The sequence below is a fragment of the Brevibacillus sp. HD3.3A genome (genome assembly GCF_013284375.2).
Lineage (GTDB): Bacteria > Bacillota > Bacilli > Brevibacillales > Brevibacillaceae > Brevibacillus > Brevibacillus parabrevis.
In genome coordinates this window covers 1,647,383-1,661,966 of sequence record NZ_CP085874.1, presented here as the reverse complement: position 1 = coordinate 1,661,966, position 14,584 = coordinate 1,647,383, and the positions used below count along the sequence as shown (strand labels likewise).

Genomic DNA, 14,584 nt, shown 5'->3' with positions numbered 1-14,584 from the left:
TTTTTACTTCATTTCGTTGATTTCAGCGCGGATTTTTTCCACGAAGGCATCCACAGTCATGGCACCTTCGTCGCCTACGCCGCGTCTGCGAACAGACAGTGTGCCGTCAGCCATCTCTTTTTCACCGATGACCAGCATGTACGGGATTTTTTGCACTTGCGCTTCGCGGATTTTGTAGCCGATTTTTTCGTTGCGCGCATCCAGCTCCACGCGGATTCCTGCTTGTTGCAGTTTTTCTTTGACTTGCTCTGCATAAGGAATGTGTACCTCGCTGATGTTCATCAGGCGAGCCTGAACCGGAGTCAGCCATACTGGGAACGCCCCGGCATAGTGCTCGATCAGGATGCCGATGAAGCGCTCCATCGAGCCGTACATCGCACGGTGCAAGACAACCGGACGGTGCTTCTCGTTGTCCTGGCCAATATAAGTCAGGTCAAACTTCTCTGGCATCTGGAAGTCGAGCTGGATCGTTCCGCATTGGTGGCGGCGTTTCAACGCGTCAGTAATTTGGAAGTCGATCTTCGGACCGTAGAAAGCGCCGTCGCCTTCTTTGATCTCGTAAGGCATTTCCAAGTCTTCCAGCACCTTTTTCAAGGAGCTTTCCGCAGTTTCCCACAGTTCGTCGGAGCCCATGGAATCCTCTGGACGAGTCGAGAGCGCTACGCTGTATTCGAAGCCGAAGACGTTGTAAATTTTATCGATCAGTTGAATCATGCTCTTGATTTCGTTCTGGATCTGGTCAGGACGAACGAAAGCGTGCGCGTCATCCTGGCAGAAAGTCCGAACGCGAAGCATGCCGTTCAGCGCGCCGGAATACTCGTGGCGGTGCACCTGACCAAATTCGGAGTAGCGGATTGGCAGGTCGCGATAGGAGTGCATCGCATTTTTGTAAATCAGCATGTGTCCAGGGCAGTTCATCGGCTTCAGCGCATAAGTCGCGTGCTCGACCTCGGAGAAGTACATGTTTTCCTTGTAGTGATCCCAGTGGCCGGACTCTTTCCAGAGACGCTCGTTCATGAGGAACGGAGAGCGCACCTCTGTGTACTGCGCCAACTGCTGCAGGCGGCGGGAGAATTGCTCCAGCTCGTTGCGGACAGTGAAGCCGTATGGCAGGTAGAACGGCATGCCTGGAGCTTCTTCGGAGAACATGAACAATCCTAGCTCTTTGCCCAGTTTGCGGTGATCGCGTTTTCTCGCCTCTTCGATGAAGTGCAGATATTCATCCATGTCGGCTTTTTTCGGCCAAGCTGTACCGTATACGCGTTGCAGCACCTGGTTTTCCGCTTTTCCGCGCCAGTATGCGCCTGCTACACTCATCAGCTTGAACGCCTTGATGAAGCCAGTCGATGGCAAGTGCGGGCCGCGACAGAGGTCGAAAAACTCGCCCTGCTCGTACAAAGTAATGGTAGCCTCGTCTGGCAGATCGCGAATCAGTTCCAGCTTGAGGTGATCGTTCAGATCGGAGAAGATTCGAATCGCCTCATCGCGGCTCACCACTCTGCGGCGAATCGGCAAATCTTCTTTCACGATTTTTTCCATTTCGGCTTCGATCTTGCCCAAATCCTCGGGCGAGAGTGCTACCGGAATATCCATATCGTAGTAGAAGCCATCCTCAATCACGGGACCGATACCGAATTTCACTTCGCTGCCGTAGATGCGGCGTACAGCCTGGGCGAGCAAGTGAGCGGTACTGTGGCGATATACTTCCAATCCGTCCGGTGTATCGAGAGTGACGATTTCAATCGCTGCATCATCCTCAAGTGGCGTGTACAAATCCACCACTTTGCCGTCTTTTTTACCGGCTACTGCTTTTTTCTTCAGGCTTGCGCTAATCGAGCCTGCGATCTCTTCGATGGTGATCCCAGCATCATACTGACGAACTGCGCCATCTGGGAATGTTACGTTAATTTGTGCCACCTTGGATTCTTCCTTCCTGTTTGTTTTTGAGAAAATAAAAAACACCCATCCCAAAAAGGGACGAGTGCATTCTCGCGGTACCACCCTAGTTCAAGTCTGTTTGCATAAAAAGGAACACCGAAACAGACTCCTCATGACATGATAACGGTATGGGAACCGGCAAACCGATAGTGGAAGCAAACGCGCTTCGTTCCCGGCTGCTACTCGAAGGGGGTAGATCCATATGATCTCGCAGCAAGCTCCCAGCCTAGGCCCGCCTCTCTAGAGCGATCTTCATATCGTCCATGTCCTTCTCATCGTATTTGTAAGCCATATACGTTTGTTGTTGCTTATTATAGTGGACTCGGATTGTTCCCGTCAAGTACACGTCTTTGCCCAATGCATAATGAACAGGAATGGCACGTAATCAGCCGGCTGTCGAAAATGCTGCGTATCGTTTGCGCAAGCCCCGGTCTGTCGCCAGCCATGTGCAGCACGATACTCTCAGGAGCCAGTGTAACCAAGGCGCTGACCAAATAATCCTCGTCCCGGCACTTTTGTTCGTCCATGCTGAGCACGGAATCCAGCTGCTCCAGCCAGAGACGGTCTCCCTGTTTGTCATAAAGATGGAAAGGTTTGTCCACACTAGGAACAACATGGACCACTTCCTGTTTCACTTCCTGCACGGCGATGAAGTAGCGCAACAGCTCGACAAATTCCTGGTATTGCTTGTCTTCCAGATATTCGTCAATCCCGGACTCCACCAGTTCAAACAGCTCGTTCCAATGCTCTTGCAGCCGGAACCGGATGAAACCCAGGACGTTGATCGTCCGCTCCTGCTCCAGATACAAAAACGCCTTGCGGTAAACATTGGCCTTGCGGGTCGTGGCAGCCAAAAGCTCGCGGCCATCCTGCTCGATTTCCTGGCACATGCGCTCGATGTAAGGCAAAATTTCTCCCCATTCTTCTTCCAGCTGTTCTGCCGCCAACAGATCGGCAGCCATTTCCTGCATGATGTCCGCTTCCTTGACCTGTGTCACCCACTCTGCCAACGTCAATGCCACAAAAGCTCTCGCCCACTCTATCGTCTGCGCATCATATTCTTCTTCGCACCAGCTTTGAAAAAGGAACGTGCAGTAGTCCTCCTGCTCTTGCTCCTTGTATGTAATGCGCACCGGGGCCGTATTGACTCGCTCCAGCATTTCGTTTACGATCACGCGATACGTGCCACTATGCTCAGGGACATTCTCCAGCAATACGCGATACGTTTGCATTTTCATCCCCCCAACCGCAATTGTAGTTACAGTATATGTCCCTTGATTGGCGATATACTTTTAAACGATTGGAAACCGGGGATTGGAAAATAGGGTCGTTCCATATAAAAAACGCGCTCCCTCATCACTTCCCCTTTGACAAAGGCTGGTGATCAAGCAGCGCGTGGAAACAGCTGGTATATCAATTAGTTTTGCATCACAAAATCTTTCTCTGCCATCTCGCCGTCCTGGAACACGCGCAGGATGTCGTACTGGGTATTGCGCTGCGCAGGGATTTTGCCTGCTCCGCGAATCAGTTCGAGAATCTGGTTGGTGTTCACTTTGTACGTACATGCGGCGGCTGAAACGACGTTTTCTTCCATCATCGTCTGACCGAAGTCGTTTGCTCCGTAAGAGAGCGACAATTGGCCGTAGTGCGGGCCCATGGTAACCCAGGAAGATTGGAAGTTTTCGATATTGTCCAGCATGAGTCGGCTGATCGCCAAAGACTTGAGGTATTCTTCCGGCGTGTTGTTGACGGCCTTCATGTTGGTGTTGTCCGGCTGGAACGTCCAGACGATGAACGCTTTGAAGCCGTGCGTCTCGTCCTGTGCTTCACGGATGCGCAGCAAAGACAGCACGCGCTCCTCCATCTCCTCGCCAAAGCCGATTACCATCGTCGCCGTACCTGGCAACCCGATGCGGTGAGCAGCTTTTTGCGTATCGATCCACTCTTTCCAAGAGCCTTTCAAACGGGAAATTTTGCGGCGCGTACGGTCGTCGAGAATTTCTCCGCCCGCTCCCGGCAAGGAATCCAGCCCCGCTGCCTTCAGCTCTTTGAGCACATCCTCGACTGACATGTTGGAGACTTCCGCGATTTTGATGACTTCCGCTACCGACAGCGAGTGCATGGTGATTTTCGGAAAACGTTCCTTGATCGCCCGCAGCAGGTCGGTAAAGTAATCAATTTTCAAATCCGGGTTCGTTCCGCCCTGCATCAAGATTTCCGTACCGCCTACGTCTACGGTCTCCTGAATCTTTTGGAAAATGGTTTCTCTTGGCAGTACATAGCCTTCGCTTGAGCCTGGACGACGGTAAAAGGCGCAAAAGCGGCAATACGTATCGCAAATGTTCGTGTAGTTCACATTTCGGCTGATAACAAACGTGGCAATTGGTTCCGGATGATGCTTTTGCATCACCAGATTGGCGTAGTGTCCGATCTTTTCAATTTCGTTGCTGGCAAACAAGGCCAGGCCGTCTTCCAGGCCCAGTCGTTCCCCTGCAAGGGCACGCTCCAATATAGCATCGATCATCAGGATCACTCCTTGTACCATACGTAAATTCCATCCCACATGATATCACACTCGGGACATAACGGCTATAGCCCGAGGTGCTGCCACAAACAGGAGCTTTATGCAAAACAGCCCCGCAAAAAGCAGGGCTGCCCGATATTTCTTGTTCTTTTATCATTCAAATCCGATCTGCTCATACACTTCCGGTTCCCAGTAGATGACCGTTTGCGAAAGTGGCAGATTGGTTTCACGCGCACCATTAGGCTGACCGTTAAAGTAAATGATTTCAGTCACGGCTACCCGGTCTCCGCGCACGTCAATTTCTCCTGTCAGTTGCACGCTGGTTCCATCCGGCGCATAAAAAACGACTTTCCCCGATCCCAATGTCTTCATGGGCTCCTCCCAACGCTGTATGTCCTTCTTCTCTATACTAATGGATATTCTTTCCTATCGTCAATGGAAAAGCTAGGGACTTCCCGACCACGACTCACGCATACACAGGGCCGTTTCGCTCAGGACGAATCTCCTTAAAAGCCGGAAAATACCAGGAAAATGTAACCCCCCGGTGTAATCAATCGTATTTCTATCTGTTTGGATCAGCCCGCTTTTTCGGTCTTTGTCCGCACGACCAAGCATATCCTAACTACTGAAAACCGCTTTTTTCCTGTATAATTGATTCCCGAGAGGAAATGTGCTTAAGGAGATGCTCATGCTCGATCAAATCACAGAACTTTTCATGCAATATGGAATATGGGGCCTCTTTGGCATGGCATTTTTGGATTCGTTCATCAGTCCGATTCCTCCTTTTTTTATGCAAATTGCGATGAGTCTGCTTGACCCCGGATCGGCCCTCCGCTTTGCAACGGTGGCTTTTACCGCCTCGATTCTTGGGGCGCCAATCGGATTTTTGCTCGGCAAGTGGCTGGGGAAACCGCTTTTGCACAAGCTGCTCCCGGAAAAATGGGTCGTGGTCGCCACCGAGAAATTCGCCAAAAACGGAGACGCTGCGGTGTTGATCGGCGCATTTACGCCCATCCCGTTCAAAGTATTTACCGTATTGAGCGGCGTTTTCAACTATTCGCTGACAAAGCTGATGCTCTTTGCCATCGTCGGTCGCGGCCTGAAATTTTTCCTGATCGGTACGTTGTTTTACTTGTACGGCAAACATGCCAAAGTGTTGCTGGACGAATACTTGGAAGTCTCATTGCTCGCAGCCGCTGCACTTGTAGCCGTTGGCTGGTTCATCTGGAACAAACGCAGAAAACGCTATGCCTGAGATGAAAAACGCCCAAGCAACCTCGAATTGGCTGCATGGGCGTTTTTTCCTTTTGATGCGATTGGTTACGTGGCGAACACAAAGGCAGACTGCTGCTGTAGCGCCTCCAGCGGGATCGGCTCATAGTCCAGAAGCTCGCGGAAAAACTGCACATCCAGCAGCTCGTCACCCTGGATGCCCCGCTTTGTCTTCGGCAGCAAATGCTTGTTTGCGTACAGCTTTGCCAGCACGTATTTGCGGGCATTGTTGTCTCGCAGCAGCTGATCCTCTGCTTCGCTGACGATGCAGGAAAGCGTGTACAAGTCAATCATGTGGTCGGCGAGCGCCTTCAATTTATAGCTGAGATAATCAGGCGACTGCTGGAGCAAATAAGCAATATTCTCCTCCAGTACAGCCAGCTCGGATTGCAAAAGCTGGGCGAACGGCCGGGAAAAGGCATGGTGCCAGCCTGCCGCACGCGAACGCAACAGCCGGATCAAGACCGCATGGCTGTTTTCTTTTTGCATGACGCGCAAAATGTCCAGCGCAAGAATGTTCGAAGTGCCCTCCCACACCGTCAGCACCTGCGCATCCCTCAGCAAGCGCGGTGTGACATACTCTTCGATAAAACCGTTGCCGCCGTGAATCTCGATAGCTGTGTGGGCGGCTTCCACCGCTTCCTCTCCCGTCCGGTATTTCAACAGGGGAATCAACAGCCGGCAAAGCGCCAAATCGTCCCTGCCCCCCGAACCATCCTGTACGCGGTCGTAGACAGCAATCATGTCGAACACGGCGCCTGTGCTTACTTCCGTATCCAAGAGCAGGTTGACCAGCATTTCTCTGACCATCGGGTACTGGTCGATCGGCTTTTGAAAAGCACGCCGCTCGCTCGCGTAGTATTTGGCTTCATACAAGGCTCGGCGCATGATTCCGACCGATGCGATCGCATTGCAAATTCGCGACAAATTCAGCGCTTCCGCCATGTATTTGAAGCCATTTTCCGGCTGTCCGATCAAATAGCCTTCCGCGCCGTGAAGCAGCACCTCCGCAGACGGCACTGCGTTCACTCCGAGCTTATCTTTCAAACGCCGAACCTCAATCTGGTTGCGCGTGCCATCCGGCCGAACCCACGGGACGAGAAACAGCCCCAAGCCTTTTGTGCCCGGCTTGCTGTCGTCGATTCTCGCAAGCACCGTGGCGACCATCGCGCCCGCATTGCTGGCAAAAAATTTCTCGCCCGTCAACTGATAGACGCCCGGCTTCCCGGCTGTCGGCTTGGCAACCGTGAGATTCGCCCCGACATCCGAGCCGCCCTGACGCTCCGTCAGCCAAGTGGCTCCCTCGTACAGCGAACGGCGATCCCGCGAGGTCAGCCCGCTGAGGTACTGCTCTTTTTGCTGCTCATCCCCGTATTTATCGATCAAATACGCCGCCGACATCGTCAAGGTCACCGGGCAATAAAAGCCTGGCTCGGTCTGGCTGACGAGGTAGCCCAGCAAAAAGGAGTAGCTGTACGGTGCCTTGAACCCAAGCTCGGGAATGTCGTGGTACAAATAATGGACGATCCCCGCCCCGTACACGTCAGCCACCGTCTGCTTGTAGCCTTCGTTGGTGATGATCTCGGAAACGTCTTCGCCAAGGCGATTGTACTTGCGCAAGTGCGGTTTGCCGTCCCGATCGGTATAGGCTGCCCGCTCATCCAGCGGCCCCGCCGCATGTGCCCCCAGCCAACCGAGCTGCTGCTTCGCCCAATCGTGCATCGGCGCCGGCAAATACCGCTCCAGCAAGAAAGCAAGGTTGGGGTCTGCCGCAAAAAAGTTTTGCTGGCTGCCTGCGCGCGGGTGAGGGATGTTGTCGCTGTAGCGGCGCTGGTCGATTTTCGCTTGCAGGTCGCTCATGTCAGCTCCACTTCCTTTTGCGCAGCCGAATCGCGCAAAGCATGCTTGAGCACTTTTCCGCTCGTATTGCGCGGCAGCTGGGCGAGGACTTTCACCTGTCGCGGCAGCTTGTAATCGGCAAGGTGTCCGCTCAAAAAGCCGCGCACTTCTGTCAGCCAATCGTGCGCCGGATCAGCCCCTGCAACAAGCACTACATAGGCGGTAACCGTCTCGCCCCACTCGGGATGGGGCAGCCCCACGACAGCCACTTCGGCAATCGCCGGGTGACGCTCCAGCAGCTGTTCAAGTTCCTTCGGGTAGACATTGACTCCGCCCGTAATCATGACATCCTTTTTCCTGTCGACGATCCACAGGAAGCCGTCCTCGTCGAATTTTCCGATATCTCCCGTGTAAAGCCAGCCGTCGCGCAGCGCCTCGCTCGTCGCTTCCGGGTTGTTGTAATAGGCTTTCATCGAGCCTGCTCCGCGAACTCGCACCTCGCCAGGCGTACCTGCCGGGACAGGTCTGCCCGCTTCGTCGACAACCTCGACTTCGGCGAACAGGACGCCGCGGTTTCCGACGCTGCCCACCTTGTCCGGGTGCTCGCGGTGCAGCAGGCGAGTGCCCGTCGGCCCTGCTTCCGTCAGCCCGTAGACGCAAGCCAGTTTGTCCCTGCCGTACGCTTGCTCCATCTGCGCAGCCATTTCCTTGGACAAAGGAGCGCCTCCGTACATCCAAAACTCCACGGATGACAAATCGTACCGGGCGAACTCGGGATGCTTCATCGTCAGCAAGTAAGCAACGGGCGCCCCGAAAAAGTGGGTAATCCGGTGCTTTTGCACGAGCGACAAGAGCAGCTCCGGCGAAAACGTGAGCGCCATCACTTGCGTCGCTCCGACCATCAAGCCTGAGATAAAAAACAAGTGCAGCGGCGCTGAATGGCTGAGCGGCATGAGCTGGAGGATGCGAGAGCGATGCTGGATCGACAGTTCGATGGCCATCATGGTCGCGACGGTCAGCAAGCTTCTGTGCGTGTACAAAACACCTTTTGGCCGGCCCGTTGTACCTGACGTGTACAAAATGCTGACTTCGCTTTCTTCTGTCAAGTTCGGAGCATCCGGGTCGATCGCAAATTCATCCAGCTTGCCGAGAACATCTTCGCCTATCTCCCAAGCTGCTGTTCCCAGCCAAACGCCCTGACTGCCGCCCGTCTTGATGGCAAGCAGATTCGTTCCTTGTTCGATCCATTCGTTGACCGCGTGCACGAGAGCTTCGTGAACGATCAGTGCTTTCGCCCCTGCATGCTCGCATATGTAGCGCACTTCCTCCTGGGTCGACCGCGCATTGATCGGTACGACAAGCGCCTGGCAGCGAATAACGGCTATGTAAAAAACCGCAAACTCCGGACAATTCGGCAGCATCAAAACCACGCGATCTCCTGACTCGACGCCATACTCTCTCAAACGATAGGCCCACCTGCTCGCCTGATCATTCCACTCGGCAAAGGTAAGTTCTGCATCACCTGCAACAAGTGCAGGCTTGTCGGGATATTTGCGTCCGTTTGCAGCAAGCAAAGCTGATACGTTCATCGGTTCCCCTCCCCATGTTCTTCCAGCAATTTTTGTTCAAACCCCAGCTTGTAAGCGAGAATATCTTCCCGCAGCAGCGACAGCTCCCTGATCTTGTCGTCAATCTCCGCCAGCTTCTGGTTGCCGTAATCAATGGCACGCAGCAACTGGGCGCGACCGCTGCGATCCTCGCCAAACAACTCGATCATTTCCCGGATTTGCTCCAGCGAGAAGCCGAAGCGCTTTCCCCGCATAATCAATCGCAGCCTGGCCCGATCCTGGCGGCTGTAATACCTGATCCCCCGCTCAGTTCGAGCCGGAAAAATCAGGCCGACTTCCTCGTAGTAACGAATCGTTCTCGTGCTGACATCCAGTTCGTGAGCAAGATCAGAGATGGACCATGGTGCTTGCTTTTCGTCGCCTTCTCTGTTCATCGTCTCCTGCTCCTTTACCTTTCTTTTCTAATATTCAGAAATAACTGATTAACCATATTTTACCTTCCGTTTACGTTAACGTCAACTGCCGCCCCGATCTACCGAAAAATTTCGCTGGTGCAATCACCGATCTGGCATACGCCCATATATTGTCATTGTGAGTTTTATGAGGAGGTGAAGCAATGGCCGTTATCAAAGCGAACAGCAATGACGTCGATATGTTGGCTCGTTTAATGCGCGCGGAAGCGGAAGGCGAAGGCGAGCTGGGGATGCTGATGGTGGGGAATGTGGGCGTCAACCGGATTCTCGCCAACTGCCTTGACTTCAAGAACATACGGACGATGCGAGATATGGTCTATCAATCTCCGGGCGGATATGAGTCTGTGCAAAAGCCGTACTTCTACCAGCGGGCACGTGAGCGCGAAAGACGTTTGGCCCAGCGAACGATCAATGGCGAGCGGACACGTCCAGCCACCAATGCGCTTTGGTTTTACCGTCCTGTCGGCAATTGCCCTGCCACCTGGTGGGATCAGGCAAACTCCGGGCGTTACAAGGCGCACTGCTTCTTCATTCCAACCAGAGCCGATTGTCCGCGCGTTTTTTAACAGATAGATAAAAGGAGCGAGTTCATCATGAGTCAGCAAATCCCATACCAACCGTATCCTTACGGGTATGAAATGTATCCTTCCGCACAGTTTCCTTTTGGCATGCAGCAACAACAGCAGCCGCAATTGGTTCCTATGCAGCCAAGCGGCGCGCTGATCCCTGGCACGCCTTATACGCCGGGGCAAGTCATGGAAGAATCGTACATCGAAAACATTTTGCGCATGAATCGCGGCAAGGTCATTACCGTTTACCAGACGTTCGAGAACAACAGCCAGTGGAACGCGAAAATTTTCCGCGGCGTGCTGGAGACAGCCGGGCGCGACCACATCATTCTCAGCGACCCGCAAACGGGCAAACGCTACTTGCTGCTCATGGTCAATACCGACTACATCACAGCCGACGAAGAGCTGAACTACATTCCTCCGACACTTCCTCAGGGGGTACGTTAAGCTTTACCAAAAAGACAGTGTCCATCTCTCGTTCAGATGGGCGCTGTCTTTTTGCTATAATGGGGCGATAGGCAAAGCATGCGCTTGTGCCACACATCTTTTCAACAGAAAGAGGAGAGCATTCGTGGCATTCGGCATTTCACGAGCAGAGTTAAACGAGTGGAAACAGGCGGTCCGGCGCGGAGAGATTGCTTTTCTGACGCATTACTGGCTGGACCCGCGTTTTCCTGAGATGAAAACCGTGACAAAAGTAGGCTGCGCCGATCCAAACAAGCTGGTGGAATGGTGCCGCCAGCACGGCTTGAATCCCGCCTATATTCACAACCGCGCCGCTTTTCCCCACTTTGACCTGATTGGCCCGAGGCAAATCGAGATTTTGCAGCAGATCGGATTGCACGACCACCTGGAGCGCTTTCGCCTGCTCGACTAAAAAACAGGCTACCCTCCAGTTCAAGGTAGCCTGTTGCTTTTTCTACTCTGCCTGTTTTCGGGTATGGTATCCGCGGTCGCCGTATGGAGCCAGCTTCTCTACCCACTTTGCTTCCAATTTCTCCAAAGCAGCCTTCGCATCAAACGCAGGCTCGTCTTTGTTTTCCAGCACTTCCAGCACCTCGAACTCGAATGCATCAGCGCCCAGCTCGTTCCAATCGTTTTGCAGTTCCCGGTTGGGATGGGAGCCGTGCTGCAACATGAACTTTTTGCCGTTCATCGTTTTGATGTTCATGGTGCTCGTCACGAGTACCTTGCCGTTCTCTTTGTTGCGGATCTGGTAGACGCCAGCCTCGCTCTTCACTTCTTTGTACAGCTGTTTCAGCTCTTGCTTGCGATCCGTCGTCGCCTCTTGCTCCGCTCCGTCGCCGCCCGCCCGGCTCGTGCGCCAATACGCGCTGCCGTCGGCTTCCCGACTCAACAAAGCGAAGTCGATCAAGTAACGGCGCAAGGTGACGTGGTCCTCATAAATCGCTTCCAGCAGCTCATTGACTTCCCGCTCCGTGTACACCTTGTCCGGCGCAAAGCGATTGGCAATCTCCTGAAAAACAATCTGCCTGTGGCTATGCTTGCGTGGTATCCGCGCCAGCGAATGGCCTGGCCCGTTCGGAAAATACTTTTGCACAACCGCGGCATATTCAGACGGCCCGGCCTCTCTCTGCTTTTCAGCCTGCTTGTTTGGCTTTCCCTTGCCCGTTGAAGAGCATGTGCTTGCTTTGTCCGTTTCCCGCAGCAGCTCCATCATTGCCAAAAATACTTTTGCTTGCCGCTCTTTCTCTTTGAGGGCAAAACGGTGATTGCGGATCGTCGAAGCGCTGCCGATGCCCATCTCGGCTTGCACCTCGGCATCGCTTTTGCCCGCATAAAACAACCGCATCAAGCTGGCCTGATGATCGGACAGTCCGGTCAACCGCTTGTCCAACCCGCTCAGATGAGCAAAAACCGATTCATGCTCCTGCTCGATATGATGACGCATGTAACGGGACGCCTCGAACAGGGTGCCGTCTACCGGATAGATGATTCCTTTTTCCACTTCTGCGCCACATAGCAAGCACAAATAATCGTGCTCCCGCTCTACATATCCTTGCTTGGCTTCCTCCAATGAAGCAGTCCAAAACGATTCATTGATGCCCATTGACAAGCACATCCTCAAAATGTTTAGTTTATTGCAGACAATATAACACTTCGTTTGTGCATTGTCAAAAAAAGCCCCTTGTTGGTCACCCCACCAACAAGAAGCCTGCTCGTCTTGATTCGTTTGCTGTTTTGCCCTATGCTCTCGTCGTCTCCAAAGTTTGCGACGCCTGGGCCAATTCTTGCAGAAAGGCTTGCCGATCGCCCTTCCAAAAGCTCCCTTCCGTCCCTACCCGGTTTTGCCGATAGCGAATGGCCAGACGGTTCACCAACTGGTTGATCTCCAAATGCTGCGCTTCTTCCATCGTGAACCGTACCGCGTATTCATAAAAATCTTGCTCCCACGGGCTTGTACGCACGACATGTCCGTACATTTTCAATGTCGAACCGCACAACTCCGTCTCAAACTGCAAGACGAGCTGGTCGCTGGCCGGCATTTTCAAGTGCGAGAGAAATCGCAGTCCGCCTGCGCCGATATCCTCAATCAGCACCTTCGCGCTGCCGATCTCCATCGTCTTTCCTTTGACAAGAACAATGGTCATGAATGCACAGAGGGGATGCTCCAGCTTCAACCGGAAATATTCACGTTTGTGACCCTCTGATCCACTCGCCATTGCTCTCACCTTCCTTTCCCTTGCCCGATTTATTCCCAAACGCGGCGAAGCCCTCGTCCCTGTCGGCACAAGGTTTTCGCTGCCCGCATTCATTTCTTAGGTAATGACTTCCCACCGCATGTCACAAAAGAAAACAGCGCCGTGTGACTGGCGCTCTATTTATTTTTCTCTTTCTTGTACCGAATGTCCTGCAACTTTGTGTCAAATGATTCCCAAAGCTCCCTTTGGTCGTACTTGATGGAATCGCGCTTCTCCAGACGGAACAGGAGCTTCACCACAAACCAGACAACCAGCAAAAACGCAAAAAAGATGACGACGGTAAAAAAAATCATAAGACCTGCCCCCTCCCCGTTTGTTAACAACATATGGGGAGAGGCAAAATAAGATGACCAATTATGGCAAAATCATGACAATTTTAAAAATCAGAACGGCGTCATGCTCTGCGGTTTTTTCGTCGTGTAAAAAAGCCGATCCAACTGCGGCAACGCGCGCAGGTCATCCAGCTCTGCCAGACCGTACTCGTGCAGCTTGCTGAAACGAACCGCCCCCATGACGAGCGAGGAAAAATCGGATATATCCAGTTGAACAGCAGCGTCTGCCTGTCCTTCCTCTACCACGCGAGCATGCCCGTCTGTGAACTGGACAAGCCATGTCCCGCTGTTTTCCGGCAGGAAGGAGTCGCGCACCGTCAACTGCAAGCGAACCGTTTCTGCGCCAAAGCGATGAGCGGACATTTGCCGGAAAAAGCCCGGTACATCAATCACCCGATACATCAGCCCAACCCCTGAAACATGACTCTCGTGGTAGACGCTAGGCAAAAGTCGGTTCGTTCCATTTCCTGGATCAGACAAAAGCAAATGGAAGTCTTCGTCCGCAGTATTGAGGACAACCCGCTGTATTTGATCCGCCTGGCTGTGCAGGAAGGAGAGCAGCTGCGCCAACGCCTCGCGCGATTCATAGACCAGCTCTTTCACGACGATATTGTTGAAAATTTTATTTTCCTCGTGAGCGCTTTCAAATTGGAAGGCAAGATATCCCGTCAGTTTGTCCTCCTGTCGGACACCGACGACGATTTTTTCCGGCACATTCAGCAGGCTGTCCACATCCCGCTCCGTCCGTTTGATCATCCCGTGCGTCTGCCGGGCGACCCGCTGGTAACACGCCAGCACTTGCTCCTTGTCCTCTTTTGTCACGTACACGATTTGATCCTTGCCCGTATAGGGAAGGCTTGCAGGCTTGAATTTGTACTGATGAATTTTGCTTCCTGTCCCAAAGCCCATCTGCTTGTAAAAATCAACGCGAAACGGATAGAGCGACACAAGTGGAATCCCTCTCTCCCGGTAAGCCGCGAGAAACCCGTGCAGCATCGTTTTCGCTACCTTTTCTTTTTTATGCAACAGATCGACAGCGACCGTGCCGATTCCTCCTGTCAGTACAGATTGACCGTATACATACATGGAAAAATCGTACCACTTCATGATTCCTACGAGCTGTCCGTCCCGATAGCATCCGTGATAGCTTACGTTCGGGTCATTTTCCAGCGTGCTTTTGACCCGTTCAGCGAACTGCTGTCTGCCCTCCGTCCCGAGAAGATTGCTTCCCGGATAAGCCATGGCGGCAATTCTCGCTACCTCGTCGATATCGTTCAAAGAAACAGGGCGAATCTCGTCCATCGTCACAATCACTCCTGTCTGTACGCATTTGGGACAAACCATTT

15 protein-coding genes are annotated in these 14,584 nt (G+C 53.1%); 4 read left to right on the top strand and 11 right to left on the bottom strand.

The window, feature by feature from the left end:
• Window positions 1-3 precede the first annotated feature (3 nt).
• The 4 genes from thrS to HP435_RS08110 form a co-directional block, all read right to left on the bottom strand.
• Complete coding sequence (gene thrS, locus HP435_RS08125) at window positions 4-1,917, bottom strand: threonine--tRNA ligase (protein ID WP_122963126.1); 1,914 nt, start codon at window positions 1,915-1,917, stop codon at window positions 4-6.
• Window positions 1,918-2,249: 332 nt separating this feature from the next.
• Window positions 2,250-3,170, bottom strand: coding sequence for a putative sporulation protein YtxC (ytxC, locus tag HP435_RS08120; RefSeq protein ID WP_122963125.1), 921 nt, complete (start codon window positions 3,168-3,170; stop codon window positions 2,250-2,252).
• A 185-nt stretch (window positions 3,171-3,355) separates the two neighbouring features.
• Window positions 3,356-4,462, bottom strand: coding sequence for a cyclic dehypoxanthinyl futalosine synthase (mqnC, locus tag HP435_RS08115; protein WP_122963124.1), 1,107 nt, complete (start codon window positions 4,460-4,462; stop codon window positions 3,356-3,358).
• A 153-nt stretch (window positions 4,463-4,615) separates the two neighbouring features.
• The gene (locus HP435_RS08110) at window positions 4,616-4,834 is read right to left on the bottom strand and encodes a hypothetical protein (protein ID WP_063228695.1); all 219 of its coding nucleotides are present in this window, start codon (window positions 4,832-4,834) and stop codon (window positions 4,616-4,618) included.
• Window positions 4,835-5,150: 316 nt separating this feature from the next.
• On the opposite strand from HP435_RS08110, the gene HP435_RS08105 reads away from it, so the two are divergent.
• Window positions 5,151-5,717, top strand: coding sequence for a YqaA family protein (locus HP435_RS08105; protein WP_063228694.1), 567 nt, complete (start codon window positions 5,151-5,153; stop codon window positions 5,715-5,717).
• A 65-nt stretch (window positions 5,718-5,782) separates the two neighbouring features.
• On the opposite strand, the gene HP435_RS08100 is transcribed toward HP435_RS08105, so the two are convergent.
• Genes HP435_RS08100 through HP435_RS08090 form a run of 3 tightly spaced genes read right to left on the bottom strand, consistent with a single transcriptional unit; the run spans window position 5,783 to window position 9,575 of the window.
• On the bottom strand, window positions 5,783-7,594 hold the full coding sequence (locus tag HP435_RS08100) for an acyl-CoA dehydrogenase family protein (protein ID WP_173598354.1): 1,812 nt from the start codon (window positions 7,592-7,594) through the stop codon (window positions 5,783-5,785).
• Window positions 7,591-9,162 carry a class I adenylate-forming enzyme family protein gene (locus tag HP435_RS08095; RefSeq protein ID WP_173598355.1) on the bottom strand — a complete coding sequence of 524 codons (1,572 nt, stop codon included), beginning with the start codon at window positions 9,160-9,162 and terminating at the stop codon, window positions 7,591-7,593. Before HP435_RS08095 ends, HP435_RS08100 begins: the two co-directional genes overlap by 4 nt.
• On the bottom strand, window positions 9,159-9,575 hold the full coding sequence (locus HP435_RS08090) for a MerR family transcriptional regulator (protein WP_122963121.1): 417 nt from the start codon (window positions 9,573-9,575) through the stop codon (window positions 9,159-9,161). Before HP435_RS08090 ends, HP435_RS08095 begins: the two co-directional genes overlap by 4 nt.
• Before the next feature lie 182 nt (window positions 9,576-9,757).
• Between HP435_RS08090 and HP435_RS08085 the strand changes: the two genes are divergently transcribed.
• The 3 genes from HP435_RS08085 (at window position 9,758) to HP435_RS08075 (ending at window position 11,060) form a co-directional block, all read left to right on the top strand.
• Complete coding sequence (locus HP435_RS08085; protein WP_122963120.1) at window positions 9,758-10,180, top strand: cell wall hydrolase; 423 nt, start codon at window positions 9,758-9,760, stop codon at window positions 10,178-10,180.
• Between the two features lie 27 nt (window positions 10,181-10,207).
• Window positions 10,208-10,630, top strand: a complete 423-nt coding sequence (gene gerQ, locus HP435_RS08080) for a spore coat protein GerQ (RefSeq protein ID WP_122963119.1) — start codon at window positions 10,208-10,210, stop codon at window positions 10,628-10,630.
• A gap of 124 nt (window positions 10,631-10,754) precedes the next feature.
• Window positions 10,755-11,060 carry a hypothetical protein gene (locus HP435_RS08075; RefSeq protein WP_122963118.1) on the top strand — a complete coding sequence of 102 codons (306 nt, stop codon included), beginning with the start codon at window positions 10,755-10,757 and terminating at the stop codon, window positions 11,058-11,060.
• 42 nt (window positions 11,061-11,102) lie between these two features.
• Here HP435_RS08075 and HP435_RS08070 read toward each other — a convergent pair whose 3' ends face one another.
• The 4 genes from HP435_RS08070 to eis form a co-directional block, all read right to left on the bottom strand.
• Window positions 11,103-12,254: a DUF2087 domain-containing protein gene (locus HP435_RS08070; protein ID WP_173598356.1), complete on the bottom strand. Its 1,152-nt coding sequence runs from the start codon at window positions 12,252-12,254 to the stop codon at window positions 11,103-11,105.
• A gap of 136 nt (window positions 12,255-12,390) precedes the next feature.
• Window positions 12,391-12,867, bottom strand: coding sequence for a PilZ domain-containing protein (locus HP435_RS08065; protein WP_122963116.1), 477 nt, complete (start codon window positions 12,865-12,867; stop codon window positions 12,391-12,393).
• Between the two features lie 155 nt (window positions 12,868-13,022).
• Window positions 13,023-13,199 carry a hypothetical protein gene (locus HP435_RS08060; RefSeq protein WP_167470237.1) on the bottom strand — a complete coding sequence of 59 codons (177 nt, stop codon included), beginning with the start codon at window positions 13,197-13,199 and terminating at the stop codon, window positions 13,023-13,025.
• 90 nt (window positions 13,200-13,289) lie between these two features.
• The gene (gene eis, locus HP435_RS08055) at window positions 13,290-14,540 is read right to left on the bottom strand and encodes a GNAT family N-acetyltransferase (RefSeq protein WP_173598357.1); all 1,251 of its coding nucleotides are present in this window, start codon (window positions 14,538-14,540) and stop codon (window positions 13,290-13,292) included.
• Window positions 14,541-14,584 lie beyond the last annotated feature (44 nt).